This is a genomic window from Streptomyces adelaidensis, assembly GCF_016598475.1.
Lineage (GTDB): Bacteria > Actinomycetota > Actinomycetes > Streptomycetales > Streptomycetaceae > Streptomyces > Streptomyces adelaidensis.
Window position 1 is genome coordinate 1 of record NZ_JAEMUX010000068.1, and the last position, 16894, is coordinate 16894.

At 70.2% G+C, this 16894-nt stretch carries 13 protein-coding genes and 1 pseudogene; 4 read left to right on the forward strand and 10 right to left on the reverse strand.

Annotated elements, in window-relative coordinates; genetic code table 11:
• The coding region (locus I8N67_RS30380) for a TetR/AcrR family transcriptional regulator (protein WP_200307440.1) at positions 1-590 on the reverse strand (590 nt) is incomplete at its 3' end.
• Positions 591-742: 152 nt separating this feature from the next.
• Here I8N67_RS30380 and I8N67_RS30385 point away from each other — a divergent pair.
• A complete protein-coding gene (locus I8N67_RS30385; protein WP_200307441.1) occupies positions 743-3193 on the forward strand; it encodes a beta-glucosidase H in 2451 nt (816 codons plus the stop codon).
• A gap of 81 nt (positions 3194-3274) precedes the next feature.
• On the opposite strand, the gene I8N67_RS30390 is transcribed toward I8N67_RS30385, so the two are convergent.
• Positions 3275-4282: an aldose epimerase family protein gene (locus I8N67_RS30390; RefSeq protein ID WP_200307442.1), complete on the reverse strand. Its 1008-nt coding sequence runs from the start codon at positions 4280-4282 to the stop codon at positions 3275-3277.
• 46 nt (positions 4283-4328) lie between these two features.
• Positions 4329-5222: an SGNH/GDSL hydrolase family protein gene (locus tag I8N67_RS30395; RefSeq protein WP_200307443.1), complete on the reverse strand. Its 894-nt coding sequence runs from the start codon at positions 5220-5222 to the stop codon at positions 4329-4331.
• A 276-nt stretch (positions 5223-5498) separates the two neighbouring features.
• Here I8N67_RS30395 and I8N67_RS30400 point away from each other — a divergent pair, with 276 nt between their 5' ends.
• Entirely contained in the window at positions 5499-5993 is a 495-nt protein-coding gene (locus tag I8N67_RS30400; RefSeq protein WP_200307444.1) for a DUF3145 domain-containing protein, read from the forward strand.
• A gap of 207 nt (positions 5994-6200) precedes the next feature.
• Here I8N67_RS30400 and fabF read toward each other — a convergent pair whose 3' ends face one another.
• The 5 genes from fabF to fasR all read right to left on the reverse strand — a co-directional run bounded on the left by fabF (position 6201) and on the right by fasR (position 11174).
• Positions 6201-7472: a beta-ketoacyl-ACP synthase II gene (fabF, locus tag I8N67_RS30405; RefSeq protein WP_200307445.1), complete on the reverse strand. Its 1272-nt coding sequence runs from the start codon at positions 7470-7472 to the stop codon at positions 6201-6203.
• A gap of 100 nt (positions 7473-7572) precedes the next feature.
• Positions 7573-7821: an acyl carrier protein gene (locus tag I8N67_RS30410; protein WP_200307446.1), complete on the reverse strand. Its 249-nt coding sequence runs from the start codon at positions 7819-7821 to the stop codon at positions 7573-7575.
• Positions 7822-7922: 101 nt separating this feature from the next.
• Positions 7923-8954 carry a ketoacyl-ACP synthase III gene (locus I8N67_RS30415; protein ID WP_200307447.1) on the reverse strand — a complete coding sequence of 344 codons (1032 nt, stop codon included), beginning with the start codon at positions 8952-8954 and terminating at the stop codon, positions 7923-7925.
• 13 nt (positions 8955-8967) lie between these two features.
• Positions 8968-9882, reverse strand: coding sequence for an ACP S-malonyltransferase (locus tag I8N67_RS30420; RefSeq protein WP_200307448.1), 915 nt, complete (start codon positions 9880-9882; stop codon positions 8968-8970).
• 89 nt (positions 9883-9971) lie between these two features.
• Entirely contained in the window at positions 9972-11174 is a 1203-nt protein-coding gene (gene fasR, locus I8N67_RS30425) for a fatty acid biosynthesis transcriptional regulator FasR (RefSeq protein WP_200307449.1), read from the reverse strand.
• Positions 11175-11357: 183 nt separating this feature from the next.
• Between fasR and I8N67_RS30430 the strand changes: the two genes are divergently transcribed.
• On the forward strand, positions 11358-12020 hold the full coding sequence (locus I8N67_RS30430) for a pirin family protein (protein WP_372443829.1): 663 nt from the start codon (positions 11358-11360) through the stop codon (positions 12018-12020).
• Positions 12021-12027: 7 nt separating this feature from the next.
• Here the strand turns inward: I8N67_RS30430 and I8N67_RS30435 are convergent, their stop codons facing one another.
• Complete coding sequence (locus tag I8N67_RS30435) at positions 12028-13875, reverse strand: serine/threonine-protein kinase (protein WP_200307450.1); 1848 nt, start codon at positions 13873-13875, stop codon at positions 12028-12030.
• A gap of 123 nt (positions 13876-13998) precedes the next feature.
• Positions 13999-14223 (reverse strand): annotated as a pseudogene (locus tag I8N67_RS30440) (serine hydrolase); the annotation flags it as partial.
• 147 nt (positions 14224-14370) lie between these two features.
• On the opposite strand from I8N67_RS30440, the gene hsdR reads away from it, so the two are divergent.
• Positions 14371-16872, forward strand: coding sequence for an EcoAI/FtnUII family type I restriction enzme subunit R (gene hsdR / locus I8N67_RS30445; protein WP_200307451.1), 2502 nt, complete (start codon positions 14371-14373; stop codon positions 16870-16872).
• Positions 16873-16894: the final 22 nt, after the last annotated feature.

Genomic DNA, 16894 nt, shown 5'->3' on the forward strand with positions numbered 1-16894 from the left:
CCTTGGTGCTCTCCGAGCAGCGCCAGAAAGTCCCGCACCGCCCCAGGCATGTCCACGCCCTCCGGATCCAGCAGCCACTGATACTGCAAGCCGTCCATCACGGCCACCAGCAGCGGCGCCGCCCGCTCGGGGGTGAGCCCGCTCGGCAGCCGGTCGCCGTACTCGGCGCGCAGCACCTCCGCCATCGCCCCCCGCACCCGCTCGTACCGCTCGGTGAAGAACTCACGCGCGGGATGCCCCTCGGTGACGCTCTCGCCGAGCAGCGCGGAGAAGGTCTGGACGATGCCGGGCCGCATGGCGTTGTACTCGACGAGGGCGCCCAGGAGGTCGAGCCGCAGGGGGCTGTCCGGTACGGCGTCCCAGCGATCGCGTTCCTTGAGGACGGCGACGAGCAGCGCTTCCTTGGTGGGGAAGTGGTGCAGCAGCCCCTGCTGGGTGAGCCCGACCCGCTCGGCGACCGCCGCCATGCTCGCGCCCCGGTAACCGCGCTCGGCGATCACCTCCAGCGTCGCCTGGACGATCTCGGCACGCCGCTCCTCGCCCCTGACACCCCTGGTCCCGGTACCGCTCATGCCGTCACCGTACGGCATGAGCCTCCACCCGACAGACCAAAAAGTAACGGCAAGATAACAAAACCTACCGCTCTACAGGTATTGGATGCACGATGGAGAAGCAGGACGGACGCACGGACGCACGGACGCACGGATTCACGAACTCACGGACTCAATGAGGAGGCACCGCGATGGTGGCAACCCCGGGCACGAACCCCACCCCGGCCGACGAGGCCCGGGAGGCGGTCGTCGAGGCGGCGCTCGGCAAGCTCGGCCTCGACGCCAAGGCGCTGCTGCTCGCCGGCCAGGACATGTGGACGCTGCCCGCGCTCCCCGAGATCGGCCTGAAGTCCCTCGTCATGTCCGACGGCCCGATCGGCGTACGAGGAGTGCGCTGGACCGCCGACGACCCGTCCGTCGCGCTGCCCTCCCCGACCGCCCTCGCCGCCACCTGGGACCCCGAACTCGCTCACCGGGCAGGGGTGTTGCTGGCCCAGGAGGCCCGCCGCAAGGGCGTCCACGTCCTCCTCGCCCCCACCGTCAACCTGCACCGCTCCCCGCTCGGCGGCCGCCACTTCGAGGCGTACAGCGAGGACCCGTACCTGACCGGCGAGATCGGCTCGGGCTATGTGAACGGCGTGCAGTCCGGCGGCGTCGGCACCACGGTCAAGCACTTCGTCGCCAACGACGCCGAGACCGACCGCTTCACCGTGAACAACCTGGTCTCCGAACGCGCCCTGCGCGAGCTGTACCTGGCCCCCTTCGAGGCGATCGTGGCGAACGCCCACCCCTGGGGCATCATGACCGCCTACAACTCGGTCAACGGCAGCACGATGACCGAGCACCGCTATCTCGTGAACGAGGTCCTGCGCGGCGAGTGGGGCTTCGACGGCTTCAACGTCTCCGACTGGATGGCCGCCCGCTCCACGGCCGGCGCGCTCACCGGCGGCCTCGACGTCGCCATGCCCGGCCCGGTCACCGTCTACGGCGAGGCCCTGGCCGCCGCCGTCCGCGCGGGCGAGGTCGCTCAGAGCCAGGTCGACGAGGCGGTCCGCCGGGTCCTGCGCCTCGCCGCCCGCGTCGGCATCCTGGAGGGCGCCGAACCGGTGGTCACCGAGCCCCCGGCCACCGTCGACGGCGAGGCCCTGGCCCGCGAGATCGCCCGCCGCGCCTTCGTCCTCGTACGGAACGAGCGGGGCACCCTCCCGCTGCGGCCCGGCGCCACGGTGGCCCTCATCGGCGCCGCCGCCCGCGACGCCCGCGTCCTCGGCGGCGGCTCCGCCACCGTCTTCCCCTCCCACGTCGTCTCCCCGCTCGACGGCCTCACCGCCGCCCTCCCCGAAGGCACCCTGACGTACGCCGTCGGCGCGGACCCCACCGAGGAACTCGCCGTGGCGGACAAGGGGTTCACCCTCCGCGCCGTCTGCCGCGACACGGCCGGCACGGTCATCGGCACCGGCTCCGCCCCCAACGGCCAGATCCAGTGGATGGGTTCGGACCTCCCCGACGGCGTCACCCACGCCGCCCTGCACACCGTCGAGCTGACCGGCACCTTCATCCCGCGCGACACCGGCACCCACACCTTCGGCATCAAGGGCCTCGGCGGCTTCAAGCTCACCATCGACGGCACGACGTACTTCGACGCCGCCCAGACCACCGACAAGGACGACCCCTTCGTGTCGTTCTTCGGCGCCCCCGTACCCCGGGCCCAGGCCGAACTGACCGCGGGCACCCCCGTCGAGGTCTCCCTCACCCACGTCGTCGCGCTCCCCGCCGGCGTCGCCTTCAAGGTCATCGGCTTCTCCCTCTGCCACCAGGAGCCGCAGCGCGGCCCCGACGAGCTGATCGCCGAGGCCGTGGAGGCCGCCCGCGCCGCCGACACGGCCGTCGTCGTGGTCGCCACCACCGACCGCGTCGAGTCCGAGGGCTTCGACCGCAAGGACCTGCGCCTCCCCGGCCGTCAGGACGACCTCGTCCGCGCCGTGGCCGCCGCCAACCCCGACACGGTCGTCGTCGTCAACTCCGGCTCCCCGGTGGAACTCCCGTGGCGCGACGACGTAGCCGCCGTCCTCCTCACCTGGTTCCCCGGCCAGGAGGGCGGCGCCGCCCTCGCCGACGTCCTCACCGGCACCCACGAGCCCGGCGGCCGCCTCCCCACCACCTGGGGTTCCCTGACCGAGGCCCCGGTCACCCGGGTGCTCCCGGCCGACGGCGAACTCCCCTACGACGAGACGGTCTTCATCGGCTACCGAGCCTGGGACAAGGAGACCAGGACCCCGACGTACCCCTTCGGCCACGGCCTCGGCTACACCGACTGGACCTACGAGTCCATCGACCTCACGGGCACCACGGCGACGGTACGCCTCCGCAACACCGGCCCCCGCCCGGGCCGCGAAACGGTCCAGCTCTACCTGGCCCCCACGACCCCGGACCCGGCCCGCCCGACCCGCTGGCTGGCAGGCTTCGCGACGGTACAGGCGGCCCCCGGCGAAACCACGGAAGCCGTCGTCGAACTCTCGCGCCGAGCCTTCGAGATCTGGGAAGAGACCTCCAACTCGTGGGTGTACGTGAAGGGTTCGTACGAGGTGGAGGCCGGCCGCTCCATTGCGGACCGCCGAGTGACGGCAACGATCGAAGCCTAGGGGAACCGCACCCGACCCAGGGGCGCGGGGAACTGCGCGACCAGCCCCCACCCACCCGCACCCGGCTACGAACGCCCCCGACTACGAACGCACCCCGAACCCATAGACCGTCTCCGACCGATACACGCCGCCCGGCCGCAACTCCGTACTCGGAAACCGCGGCCGGTTCGGCGAATCGGGAAAGCGCTGCGTCTCCAACGCGATCCCGGCCCCCGGCCCGAACGCACCCTCCAAGTGATCCGCCGTATAGAGCTGCAAACCCGGCTCCGTGGTCGCCACACTCAAGACCCGCCCCGACCAAGGATCACGCAGCTCGGCCACCCCGTCCGCCACCGCTGTAACCCCCTTGTCGAGCACGAAGTTGTGGTCGTACCCGGCCCCCACCTTCCGCGCCACCCGAAAGTCGAACCGTGTCCCCTCGACCCCCGCCAGCTCACCTGTCGGAATCAGATCCCCGTCCACCGGTGTCACCCGCGACGCACCGATCCACAACTCATGCCCACCCGCGCCACCGCCGGAGGCCCCCGCGAGGTTCCAGTAGGAGTGGTTGGTGAGGTTCACGACGGTCGGCGCGTCGGTAACGGCCTCATAGGCGATGCGCAGCGCACCCCCGTCCGCGTCCAACGTGTACGTGGCGGAGACCTCCAGCCGCCCGGGAAACCCTTCTTCGCCATCCGGACTCACCCGGGAAAGCCGTACGCCCATCCCACCCGCACCGTCCGCACCACCGTCAACGGCCGCGGCGTCCCACACCCGCTTGTCATAGCCGAGCGCACCTCCGTGCAGCGAGTTCGGCGGGTTGTTGCGCTCCAGCTCGTACACACACCCGTCAAGGGTGAACCGCCCGCCGGCGATCCGGTTGGCGTACCGTCCGATGAGCGCGCCGAAGAACGGCCCCGGATTCCGGAGATACCCGTCGAGGTCGGCGAACCCCAGCACCACATCCGCAGGCCGCCCGTCCCGGTCGGGAACCTCGACCGACTGCACGATCCCGCCGTACGTCAGGATCCGCACCCGGGTGCCGCCCCGCTCCAGCGTCCAGCGGTGCACGGGCGTGCCGTCGGAAAGTGTGCCGAAAAGTTCGCTCATGAGCGAAACCCTAGGCCACGGAAGAACGCCAGGTCACGAACCCTTCCTACCGGCGGCTGACGACCCGGTACGCGATCTCCGCGAGCCGTGCCTGGCCGTTCACGCTGGGGTGGAACCAGTCCCACTGGCTGAGCTGCGTCTGCCCGAAGCGGTAGTCGAAGACGGCGTCCCCGTCGTAACGGCAGTAGCGGTCCTCGGCGCACACCTCGCGCAGCACGTCGTTGTACGCCTCCACCCGGTCCTGGACGGAGTCGCGCCGCGCGCTCGCCGCCGCGGTGAGGAGGTCGGGGTCGGCCAGCATGGACGGGCAGATGCCCAGCTTCCAGACCTGCTTGCCGACCGGGTTCGCACGGCCCTCGGACCACAGCCGCTTCAGGTCCGGCACGCTCGCCACGAACACCTGCGTCTTGGGCAGGGTGTCGCGGAGGGAGGCCAGCGAGTCCTCGAAGTCGGCGCGGAAGTCGGCGACCGGCGTCATGGCGGCGGCGGTGGCACGGCACGCGTCGTTCGCGCCGATCATCACCGTGACCAACTCCGGCTTACGGGCCACCGCCCGCGCCACCTGGCTCGGCAGGTCGGCCATCCGGGCCCCGGTGACCGCGTAGTTCCAGCTCCGCTGCGACGCCCCGGCCGCCCCCAGCAGCCGTACGGCGAGGCTGTCGACCGAGGCGTCACTGCCGGTCGCCCAGGAGACCTCGGGACAGTCGGAGAGCACCTTGCACGCGTCGAAACCGCGGGTGATGGAGTCGCCGACGGCGGCCAGCGACCCGGGCGTGGTGTCCCAGGCGGGGGCCGGCGAGGCGGAGGCCTTGGCCTTCGTGCCGGTGCCCTCGGGGCCGGGGGAGTCGCCACCGGTGGCGTCACAGCCGGTCACGGCCAGCAGGACCGCCGTGACAGCGGCGCCGAACACCGCCCTCGAACGGTGGCGTCGCTTCCGCATCCCTGGTCCCCTCGTCGTCAGTGCACGGGCACGTTCCCACCCATGACAACGCGCGAGAGTTCCCGGTAGGGGAGGCGAATGAGAGTGGTGCGGCGAAAGGTGCAACTGTTCCATCCCGCACACGCGTCCCCTCGGGTGAAACCCGAGTTCTTCCTGGCACTGGCTCCGACGGTACGTCACACTCCTTGCCCCGCCGCACGGTAGCCTCGCCACGTGGCTGCTCTGCCACTGCCGTTCCGTCAAAATTACGAGATGTCCTGCTCTGTGGAGGCCCCGGTGACGACACGTGGAGTTCTGTACGTGCACTCCGCGCCGCGTGCGCTCTGCCCGCACGTCGAGTGGGCCGTCGCGGGAGTTCTCGGGACACGCGTGAACCTCGACTGGATCCGGCAGCCCGCCGCCCCGGGCACCTGGCGCTCCGAGTTCTCCTGGCAGGGCCAGGCCGGCACCGCCTCCAAGCTCGCCTCCGCGCTGCGCGGCTGGCACCTCCTCCGCTTCGAGGTCACCGCTGAGCCCTGCGCCACCGCCGAGGGCGAGCGCTACAGCTGCACCCCCGACCTCGGCATCTTCCACGCCGTCACCGGCATCCACGGCGACATCCTCATCCCCGAGGACCGCCTCCGAGCCGCCCTGCTCCGCAGCCAACGAGGCGAAACAAGCCTGGAGTCCGACCTCTCCAAACTCCTCGGCAAGCCCTGGGACGACGAGTTGGAACCCTTCAGATACGCGGGCGAGGGCGCCCCGGTCCGCTGGCTCCACCAGGTGGTGTGAGAGAGCGGGGCGGGTGAGCGAGGGTTCCTTTGGGTCGCAGGGCAACTGCAGGCTTTTAAGGGGCGCGGGGCTGTGACATGTGCGGCTCCGCCGAGAGTGGGGGAGCGACCAGCCCCTACCCACCCGCACCCGACCCACAAACAGATGTGGCCCGAATCCCACCAGGGGGTCCGGGCCACACACCGTTGCCTACAGCTACGTCAGAACTCACACACTCCTGAACGCCAACACGACATTGTGCCCACCGAACCCAAAAGAGTCGTTGAGGGCAGCGATGCGGCCCTCGACAGGCAGCTTCCGAGCCTCACCCCGCACGATGTCCGCGTTGGCCTCGGCCTCAGGATCAAGGTCGTTCACATTGATCGTCGGCGGAGCCACCCGGTGGTACAGCGCGAGCACCGTCGCCACCGTCTCCACTCCACCCGCACCACCGAGCAGATGGCCGGTCATCGACTTCGTCGCGGACACCGCGAAGTGGTCGGTGTCGTCACCGAACACCTTCCGCAGCGCCTTCAGCTCGGCGATGTCACCGGCCGGCGTCGACGTCCCGTGCGCGTTGACGTGCACGATCTCCGCCGGATCCAGATCGGTCCGGTCCAGCAGGTTCTGCAGGGCCTGGGCGATGCCCCGCCCCTCCGGCTCCGGCTGCACGATGTCGTGGCCGTCCGCCGAGATGCCCTGCCCGACAGCCTCCGCGTAGACCCGCGCACCGCGCGCCGCCGCGTGCTCCGCGGACTCCAGGACGACCACGCCCGCACCCTCGCCGAGGACGAAGCCGTCCCGGCCGGTGTCGTACGGACGGGACGCGCCCTGCGGGTCGTCGTTGTTCTTGGACATCGCCATCATGTTGCCGAACGCGGCGATCGGCAGCGGGTGGATGGCGGCCTCGGTGCCACCGGCGACCACGACATCGGCGCGGCCGGTGCGGATCATCTCGATGGCGTAGCCGATGGCCTCGGCGCCCGACGCGCAGGCGGAGACCGGGGTGTGCACACCGGCGCGCGCGCCGACGTACAGACCGACGTTGGCGGACGGGCCGTTGGGCATCAGCATCGGCACGGTGTGCGGGGAGACGCGGCGTACGCCCTTCTCCTTCAGCACGTCGTACTGGTCGAGCAGGGTCGTCACACCACCGATGCCGGAGGCGATGACCGCGCCGACGCGGTCCGCGTCGACGGTGCCCTCGTCGGCCGAGGTCTCGTTGTAACCGGCGTCGGCCCACGCCTCCTTGGCCGCGATCAGCGCGAACTGCGCCGAGCGGTCGAGACGGCGGGCCTGCGGCCGGGGAATGACCTCGGACGGTTCCACGGCGATCTGCGCGGCGATACGGACCGCCTGCTCGGCGGCCCACTCCTGCTCCAGGGGGCGGACACCGGACTTGCCGGCGACCAGCCCCTCCCAGGTGGAAGTCGCGTCGCCACCCAGCGGTGTGGTTGCGCCGATACCGGTGACGACCACGGTGCGATTGGTCGAGCTCACGGGAATTTTCTCCAACGGTTACGAGGATTCAGCGGCGCCACCGCCGGGTGGCGGGGCAGTCGGACCGGTCCGCGGACCGGTCCGGACCCGATCCGCCGGATCAGGCTTGGTGCTTGAGGATGTAGGCGGTGGCGTCGCCGACCGTCTTGAGGTTCTTGACGTCGTCGTCCGGGATCTTGACGTCGAAGCGCTCTTCGGCGGCGACGACGACCTCGACCATGGACAGGGAGTCGACGTCCAGGTCGTCGGTGAAGGACTTGTCCAGCTGGACGTCCTCGACCGGGATGCCGGCGATCTCGTTGACGATGTCGGCGAGACCGGCGACGATCTCTTCCTGGGTGGCGGCCATGTCAGGCGCTCCTTCGTAGATTCCAGAGGGTTTGGCGGCCCGCCGCGTCAGCGGCGGGTTGATGTTTCCCGCGCCGGACCACAAGATCCGACGGCGGTTGCCTAGGGGAGGGTAACGACCGTCGCGGCGTACACGAGACCCGCCCCGAAGCCGATGACGAGCGCGGTGTCGCCGCTCTTCGCCTCGCCGGTCGCCAGGAGCCGCTCCATCGCGAGCGGGATCGAGGCGGCCGAGGTGTTGCCGGTGGTGCGCACATCACGGGCGACCGTGACATGCTCCGGCAGCTTGAGCGTCTTCACCATCGAGTCGATGATCCGCTCGTTGGCCTGGTGGGGAATGAAGACGTCCAGGTCGTCCGAGCTGATGCCGGCCGCGTCCAGCGCCTGCTGGGCGACCTTCGCCATCTCGAACACGGCCCAGCGGAACACCGCCTGGCCCTCCTGCGTGATCGCAGGGAACTTGACATTGCCCTCGCTGTCCAGCGGGAGCTTGTCGAGATCACCGATCCGGTACTCGTTCCACGGCACCGTCTGCCTGATGGTGTTCGACTTGTCGCCCTCGGAACCCCACACCGTGGGACCGATGTGCGGCTCCTGGGCGGGACCCACGACGACCGCGCCGGCGCCGTCACCGAAGAGGAAGGCCGTGGCCCGGTCCTCCGGGTCGGTCAGGTCGGACAGCCGCTCGACGCCGATGACCAGGACGTACTCCGCGGAGCCCTCGACGACCATGCCCTTGGCGAGCGTGAGGCCGTAGCCGAAGCCCGCGCAGCCGGCCGAGATGTCGAACGCGGCGGCCTTGGCCGTACCGAGCTTGTCGGCGATCTCGGTGGCGACGGCCGGGGTCTGGCTGAAGTGCGAGACGGTCGAGACGACCACGGCGCCGATCTGCTCGGCGGAGATCCCGGCGTCGGCGATCGCCTTGCCGGACGCCTCGATCGACATGGCGGCGACGGTCTCCTCGTCGTTCGCCCAGTGCCGGGTCTCGATGCCGGAGCGCGAGCGGATCCACTCGTCGGACGAGTCGATCCTCTCCAGGATCACGTCGTTGGGCACCACCCGGACCGGGCGGTAGCCACCGACACCGAGGATACGTGCGTAGGGCGCACCCTTGCTCGGCCTGATCTTCGACATGGCTCCAGGGCTCCTAGTTCAGGTGCTCGGCGATGAGCGCGCGAGCGGCGTCGAGGTCGGCGGGTGTCTTCAGCGCCACCGTCGGTACGCCCGGCAGCGCGCGCTTGGCGAGACCGGTGAGCGTGCCGCCGGGGCACACCTCGACGAGCGCGGTCACGCCCAGCTCCTTGAACGTCTCCATGCACAGGTCCCAGCGGACCGGATTGGCGACCTGACCGACCAGCCGGGAGAGCACCTCGGCGCCGGTGGCGACGGCCTGCCCGTCCTTGTTCGAGACATAGGTGACCTTGGGGTCCCCGGGCGACAGATCCTCGGCGGCCTTGGCGAGGGTGTCGACGGCGGGAGCCATGTGATGCGTGTGGAAGGCGCCGGCGACCTTCAGTGCCACGACCCGGCGGACGCCCTCGGGCTTGTCCGCGTCCAGCGCGGCCAGCTGCTCCAGGGTGCCGGCGGCGACGATCTGGCCCGCGCCGTTCACGTTGGCCGGGGTCAGCCCCAGCTTCTCCAGGTGCGGGATCGTCACTTCGGGGTCGCCGCCGAGCAGCGCGGACATGCCGGTCCCGGTGATCGCGGCGGCCTCGGCCATGGCCAGACCCCGCTTGCGTACCAGGGTCAGCGCGGCCGTGTCGTCGAGGACACCGGCGAACACGGCGGCGGTGATCTCACCCACGCTGTGACCGGCGACGGCGCCGGGGGCAATGTCACCGAGTGCCGCGGCGGACAGCAGCCCGGACGCGACGAGGAGCGGCTGGGCCACGGCGGTGTCGCGGATCGCGTCGGCGTCGGCCTCGGTGCCGTAGTGGGCGAGGTCGACGCCGATGGCGTCCGACCACTGGCCGACACGGTCGGCGGCACCGGGGAGGTCGAGCCAGGGAGTCAGGAAGCCGGGCGTCTGGGCGCCCTGGCCGGGAGCGACGAGTACGAGCACTCTCACACTCTCTCTTGTGGACGGCTCAAGCCGCCCGTGGGGACAGGGACGAAGAACAGGTAGGGGTTTTGTAGCCCTTCGACAAAACCCTAGAGCTGAGGATCCCCATCCACCAGACGCCCCAGGATCAGCGCGATCCGCAGGGTGAAGGCCGAGCGTACATCTGAGGGCGACCAGCCGGTGACGTCAGTCACACGTCGAAGCCGGTAGCGCACGGTGTTGGGATGGACGAACAGCATCCGGGCCGCGCCCTCGAGACTCGAGGCCTGTTCGAGATAGACGCTGAGGGTCTCCAGGAGCGCGGAGCCGGCCTCCTCCAGCGGTCTGTAGATCTCCTCCACCAGTTGCTCACGCGCACCGGGGTCGCCCGCGATCGCGCGCTCCGGAAGCAGATCGTCCGCCAGTACGGGCCGGGGCGCGTCCTGCCAGGCCGTACCGGCCTTGAGGCCCGCGGCCGCCGCCTGCGCGGACCGGGTCGCGGCCAGCAGGTCGGGCACGATCGGCCCGGCCACCACCGGACCCGCCGCATACGGCCCGATCAGCGACTTCGCCACCCGCAACGGATCGTTGCTGCCACCTGCGATCACCACGAGCCGGTTGCCGAGCACCCCCGTGAGCACCTGCAGTTTGGCGTGCCGGGCCGCGCGCCGGATGGCCTCCACGGTCAGCTCGCTGTCGCCGTCCGGGGCGGTGCCGAGGACCACACAGACATGCTCGGGGGAGTTCCAGCCGAGGGCGGCGGCACGGGACACGGCACCCTCGTCGGCCTCGCCGGACAGCACGGCGTTGACGACCAGCGACTCAAGACGCGCGTCCCAGGCACCCCGTGCCTCGGCGGCCTGCGCGTACACCTGGGCGGTGGCGAAGGCGATCTCCCGGGCGTACACGAGCAGCGCCTCACGCAGCACACTCTCGTCACCCGGGGCGGCCACCTCGTCGATGGCGGACTCCATGACCTCGATGGTGGTCCGCACCATCTCGACGGTCTGCCGGAGCGTGATCGCCCGGGTCAGTTCACGCGGCGCGGTCCCGAACACATCCGTCGAGATGGCCTGCGGGGCGTCCGGATGCCGGAACCACTCCGTGAACGCGGCGATACCGGCCTGGGCGACCAGCCCGATCCACGACCGGTTCTCCGGCGGCATCGCCCGGTACCAGGACAGCGTCTCGTCCATCCGCGCGATGGCCTGCGCGGCGAGGCTTCCGGACGACTTCTCCAGCCGCTTCAATGTCGCGGCGTGCGCGTGGACGTACGGTGCGGGTTCGGGTTTGCTGGTTTCGGGTTCGGGCACGGGACAAGACTGCCTTATCGCTGCGCCGGCTTGCGCCGTGGGGCGTGGCCGGGTGTGTGGCTGCTGGGGGCTGCCGCCCCCAGACCCCCGCTTTCGGCCTGGACGGCCTCGTCCTCAAACGCCGGACGGGCTGAATGGTGCCGGCCCGTGCTGGCTTGGGGCGGGCGGGGATACCGTGAAGCCGTGATGGACGTACGGCGGGCCGGCGCGCGCTACCCCGGAGGCGACCCCGAGGCAGGCATCGCCTCCCGGCACGCCTTCTCCTTCGGTCCGCACTTCGACCCGGACAACCTGCGTTTCGGCGCGCTGATCGCCTGCAACGAGGAGCGCCTCGTGCCCGGCGCCGGCTTCGACGAGCATCCGCACAGCCACACCGAGATCGTCACCTGGGTCGTCGAGGGCGAGCTGACCCACCGGGACACCGCGGGCCACGAGACGGTAGTCCGCCCCGGCGACGTCCAGCGGCTCAGCTCGGCGGGCGGGGTACGGCACGTGGAGCGCAACGACGGCGACGTCCCCCTGACCTTCGTGCAGATGTGGCTGGCCCCGTCGGCCCCGGGCGGCGACCCGGCGTACGAGATCGTCCACGGCATCGCCGACTCCACCCCGTACGCCGTCCCCGAGGCGGGCGCGATGCTGCACGTACGGCGGCTGGGTACGGCGGGGGAGCGGACCGCCGTTCCGGACGCGCCGCGCGCGTATCTGCATGTCGTACGCGGCGCGGTGCGGGTCGGGCCCGATGAGCTGGGGCCCGGGGACTCGGTGCGGGCCGAGGGGGAGAAGGGGCTGGAGCTGGTCGGGGTGGCCGGGCCGGCCGAGGTGCTGATCTGGGAGTTGGCGAAGTGACGGCCCGTCAGCCCGTGACCGGTTCCTCGGCGTTGCGCCACACCGTGATGTCCACGGAGATGTAGTCGCTGGGGTCGCCGCTCGGCGCCGAGCCCTGGAAGGTGACCAGGCCGATGTGCCCGGAGTTGGTGCGCACACACAGCTGGGAGCCCTTGGAGAGCTGGCCGAGCTTGACGTTCTCCGTGTACCGGGTCTCGCTCCGGCACATCTCCAGTGAACCGTTCTGGGAGTTGTTCAGCAGGACGACCTTGTCGCTGCTGCTGCCCACGGCCTTGTCCTCGAACAGGTCCACCGTGTAGTAGAGGTCCGCGTCGTCGACGTACGCGGCGCCGATGGAGTCGTAGGCCGGCTTCGGCGGCGAGTCCGCGAAGCCCACGTAGTACCCGTCCGGGATGTTGACGCCCTTGAACGTGACCGGCTTGGGGTCGGACTTCGGCTTGGCGTCGGCGGAACTGTCGCCCGAACCGCTCGACGAACCACCGGTCGAACCGCTGGACGAACCACTGGACGAGCTGCTCGACGATCCCGTCATGTCCTTCAGGAACGACGCGCAACTGCCCAGCAGCCCCAGGCCGAACACCACGATGACGCCGATCCCGATCCACTTGCCGGCCTTGCTCGTGGGCGGCGGAACGGGGAGCGGGCGCGGGTGGGGCTGCGGATGCGGCTGCTGGTGCCAGGTATGCGGCTGCGGGTAGGGGGCCTGGTACCCGGGCGGCACGGTGTGCGGCCCCGGCTGCGGCATCAGCTGCGGGTGGTACGGCGTCGACGGCGGGCCCGGCGGGGGCGGGGTCGCCGGCCCGGAGTGCATCGTCGGCGCCGCGTGCATCGTCTGCGCGCCGTGGTCCACCGACGGCGAACCCAGCTGGGTCACCGGGGCGGTGGGCGGCGGGGACAGCGTCGCGGAGGTCGGGGCCTCGGGTGCCTTGTCCCGCTCGGCCAGCAGCTCCGCCGACGCCGAGAGGCGCCGTGTGATGTCGGCGCCGATCGCGTCCGGCAGCCAGGACCCCGACTGGATCAGCGGGGTGGGCGACGCGGCCTGGCACAGCTCGATGACCTCCGTGGGCGAGGGCCGGTCGGCGGGGTCCTTGGCCAGGCAGCGCGCGATGAAGCCGAGTTCGTCCGGGAGACCGGAGAGGTCCGGCTCCTCGTGGACGATCCGGTACAGCACGGCGTGCGAGGGCCCGTCCCCGTACGCGCCGGTGCCGCGCCCCGCGTACGCCGCCACCTGGCCCAGCGCGAACATGTCCGACGCGGGCGTGACGGCCTTGCCGGCCGCCTGCTCCGGCGACATGAACGCCGGGGTGCCGATGGAGACGCCGGTGCCGGTCAGGGCGGTGGCGTCGGCGGCGCGGGCGATGCCGAAGTCGATGACGCGGGGGCCGTCGGCGGCGAGCAGGACGTTGGCGGGCTTCAGGTCGCGGTGGACGATGCCCGCCGCGTGGATGACCTTCAGCGCCTCCGCCACCCCGGCGAGCAGCAGCAGGACCGAGGAGACCGGCAGCGCGCCGTGCCGGGAGACCGCCGCGTGCAGCGACGGGCCCGGTACGTAGGCGGTGGCCAGCCACGGCTGGGTGCCGTCGGTGTCGTGGTCGAGGACGGGAGCGGTGTAGAGGCCCTGCACGCGCTGGGCGGCCTTGACCTCCTGCTTGAACCTGCGGCGGAAGTCCGGGTCCTCGCTCAGCTCCGGCCGGATCGTCTTCAGCGCGATCGGATGCCCGCCCGGCGTGTACGACAGGTACACCGTGCCCATGCCGCCCGAGCCGAGCCGGGCCGCGAGCCGGTAGCTCGCCACGGTCGCCGGGTCACCGGCCTCCAACGGCCGGAACTCCCCGCCCGCTTGAACCTCGCCCATGTTCTCCCCCGAAAGCTGTGCGGCTGATGTGCACGGGGGAGGCTAGCCGACGGATCGGTACCTGCGGCGGCTCGGGCCCGGCACCCGCGCCTTCCGTCGAAGAGTTGTCGCTTCCTTCACGAATCAGACACCATTCCCGACCTCCGCGAGCACGGCGTCGGTGAACGGCGTCCACGCCTCGACCGCCCACGGCCCGAACGCCCGGTCCGTCAGCGCCACACAGGCCACCCCGGCGACGGGATCGATCCACAGGAACGTCCCCGACTGCCCGAAGTGCCGAGGGCTGCCCGGCAGCACACCCTTCGTGCCTGAACACTGCGCGGTCATCGCTTCTGCGGCCGTACGCGGGGGTACGAACACCCGCCGAGCTGCTGTTTTGGAAGGCGACGGTCAGGTGAACGGACACGGCGGTCGGGCCACAGGGGCAGCCTGATCGGTTGGGGCGATTCGGCTCTTCGGGCCCCGTTGTCAGATGCATGAAGTACACCTGTCTTCATGGGGATCGACGCATACAAGTTGAACGAGGACCAGACGTGCAAGCGGTTCGTCCTGCCTGCTCTGCGGGCAGCAGGGTGGAGTGAGAAGCAGATCCGTCCGCAGTACCGAATCAACGACGGCCGGTTGGTGCCGACGCGTAGGCGCCACAAGCGGGGGGCGGCGCTGGCCGCTGACTATGTGCTCGAGTACATCCCCGATGTGCCGATCGCTGTGGTGGAGGCCAAGCGCTACCGGCTGAGCGAGGAGAACGGGGTGGAACAGGCACGCCGTTATGCGCGCAAGTTGGGCCTGTCCTTCGCGTACGCCACCAACGGCCGCGCCATCGTGGAGATCGACTTCAGCGGAGACAAGCCGGTTATCCGGGCTGTCGACCGCTTTCCTTCACCTGCGGACCTGTGGGCACGCTTCCTGCGCGACCAGGGGGTCCGTGGCACCGAGGCGGGCGAGGAGCTGATGTCGGCGCCGTACGACTACACCCTCCGGAACACGGACAACTCGGTCAAGCGCCCGCGCTACTACCAGCGGGTCGCCATCACCCGGGCACTCGCGGCGCTTGCCCGTGACGAGCGCCGCATCCTGCTCGTACTGGCCACCGGTACGGGCAAGACGATGCTCGCCCTCCAACTGGTTGCCCGCCTCTGCAAGGCTCCGGGGGCGTTCGGAGGGCGCAAGCCCCGGGTGCTCTACCTGGCGGACCGCAACATGCTGGTCGACGATCCCAAGGACCGCTACTTCCTGCCGGTCTTCGGCGAGGACGACGTCCACAAGATCGGCGGCGGCGAGGCCAAACGCGGGCGGAAGATCTACTTCGCGCTCTATCAGTCCCTGGAACAAGGGGAGACGCAGGCAGAACTGTTCCGGGAGTACTCGCCGGACTACTTCGACCTCGTCATCGTCGACGAGTGTCACCGGGGCAGCGCGAGCAGCGACTCGCGGTGGCGCAAGGTGCTGGAGTACTTCGAGCCCGCCGTGCAGATCGGGCTGACCGCCACGCCGATCAGGGACAGCGGCAAGAAGACCGACACCTTCGACTACTTCGGCAACCCCGTCTACACGTACTCGCTCCGAGATGGCATCGAGGACGGTTTCCTCTCGCCCTACCGGGTGCGCAGGGTCCGGCTGAACGTGGATGTGGAGGGCTACCGGCCCGAGCCCGGCAAGAAGGACATCTACGACCGGGTGATTCCCGACGATCTCTATGGGCCCAAGGAGTTCGAGCGGGTCATGGTGATCCTGGAACGGACCGAGACAGCGGCGCACTATCTCATTGACTACCTCCGCAAGAACGCCGAGGACGGGCGGTTGGGCAAGACGCTCGTCTTCTGTGAGAACAACGAACACGCCGCCCGGATGCGCACCGCGTTGCACAACATCGCCTCCGAGGAGGTCGCCGCTCTGCCGGACTTCGTCAAGCGGATCACCAGCGCTGACGTGTCCGATGCGGGAGAGTCCCTGGAGGAGTTCCGTAAGGCGGACTCCAGCCAGCCCGTCATCGCTGTGACGTCCAAGTTGCTGTCCACGGGTGTGGATCTGCCTGCGGTGCGGAACGTCGTGCTGTTCCGGCGGATGGCCTCCATGCCCGAGTTCAAGCAGGTCATCGGGCGCGGCACCCGGCTGTGCCCGGAGATCGGCAAGGAGTCTTTCGACATCATCGACTTCGTGGAGGCGACCCTCCTCTTCGAGGACAAGGCATTCGACGGACCGCCGCTGAAGCTGCTCCAGGAGACGGCTGACGAACAGGGTGATCTGGTGGACGTCGAGGACATCACTCCGCCGGCCGAGGAAGAGGGGGATGGCGACGGGGAGTCGGTCGCCGAGCCGCAGGCGGAGTACGAGCAGCAGGACGGCGGCTCATTCGATCTGGGCGGGGACGACGGCGACACGGTCACCGACCAGGACGAGGTAGATCGCATCCAGGCGCGAGGCAAGCGCTACCGCGTACGGGGTGTCGACGTCTACAAGTTGGGCGAGCGGCGCTATCAGCTCGCTGACGACGGCGTCACCATGCGGCTGGTGAGCGTCGAGCAGTGGGTGCACAACCAGGTGCTCGAACTCGACCTGGATCCGGCACAGTTGCGCACACGGTGGGCGCGGGCCAAGAGCCGTGCCGTCCTGATGGAGGCCCTCCGGGAGGCCGACATCGACGTGGAGGAACTGCCCGAGGAGCTGGGCAAGCCCGACGTGGACCCGGTGGACCTGCTGGTCAGTGCGGCCTGGGAGGGGCTCGCCGTGGTGAGCCGGGACGAGCGGCTGACCTGGTTCCGCCGGGAGCACGGAGAATTCATGGACTCCTTCGGCGAGAAGGCGCGTGAGGTGCTGGAGGCGATGCTGGTGAAGTTCGCCGAGGCGGGCTCGCCCCAGCTGAAAGTGGACACGCTGAAGGTTCCGCCCTTCGACTCGATGGGCCGTGTGGTTGACCTGACCCAGCGGTTCGGTGGTCCCCGCGAGGCGCACGAGGCCATAGACCAGCTGGCCGCCCGGCTTCTGTCGGTTGCATAGGCGATACGATCCGAAAACGACA

Coding starts and splice junctions, on each gene's coding strand:
- I8N67_RS30385 (WP_200307441.1), top strand. CDS start 743: ATGGTGGCAACCCCGGGCACGAACCCCACCCCGGCCGACGAGGCCCGG.
- I8N67_RS30390 (WP_200307442.1), bottom strand. CDS start 4,282: ATGAGCGAACTTTTCGGCACACTTTCCGACGGCACGCCCGTGCACCGC.
- I8N67_RS30395 (WP_200307443.1), bottom strand. CDS start 5,222: ATGCGGAAGCGACGCCACCGTTCGAGGGCGGTGTTCGGCGCCGCTGTC.
- I8N67_RS30410 (WP_200307446.1), bottom strand. CDS start 7,821: ATGGCCGCCACCCAGGAAGAGATCGTCGCCGGTCTCGCCGACATCGTC.
- I8N67_RS30415 (WP_200307447.1), bottom strand. CDS start 8,954: ATGTCGAAGATCAGGCCGAGCAAGGGTGCGCCCTACGCACGTATCCTC.
- I8N67_RS30435 (WP_200307450.1), bottom strand. CDS start 13,875: ATGGGCGAGGTTCAAGCGGGCGGGGAGTTCCGGCCGTTGGAGGCCGGT.
- hsdR (WP_200307451.1), top strand. CDS start 14,371: ATGGGGATCGACGCATACAAGTTGAACGAGGACCAGACGTGCAAGCGG.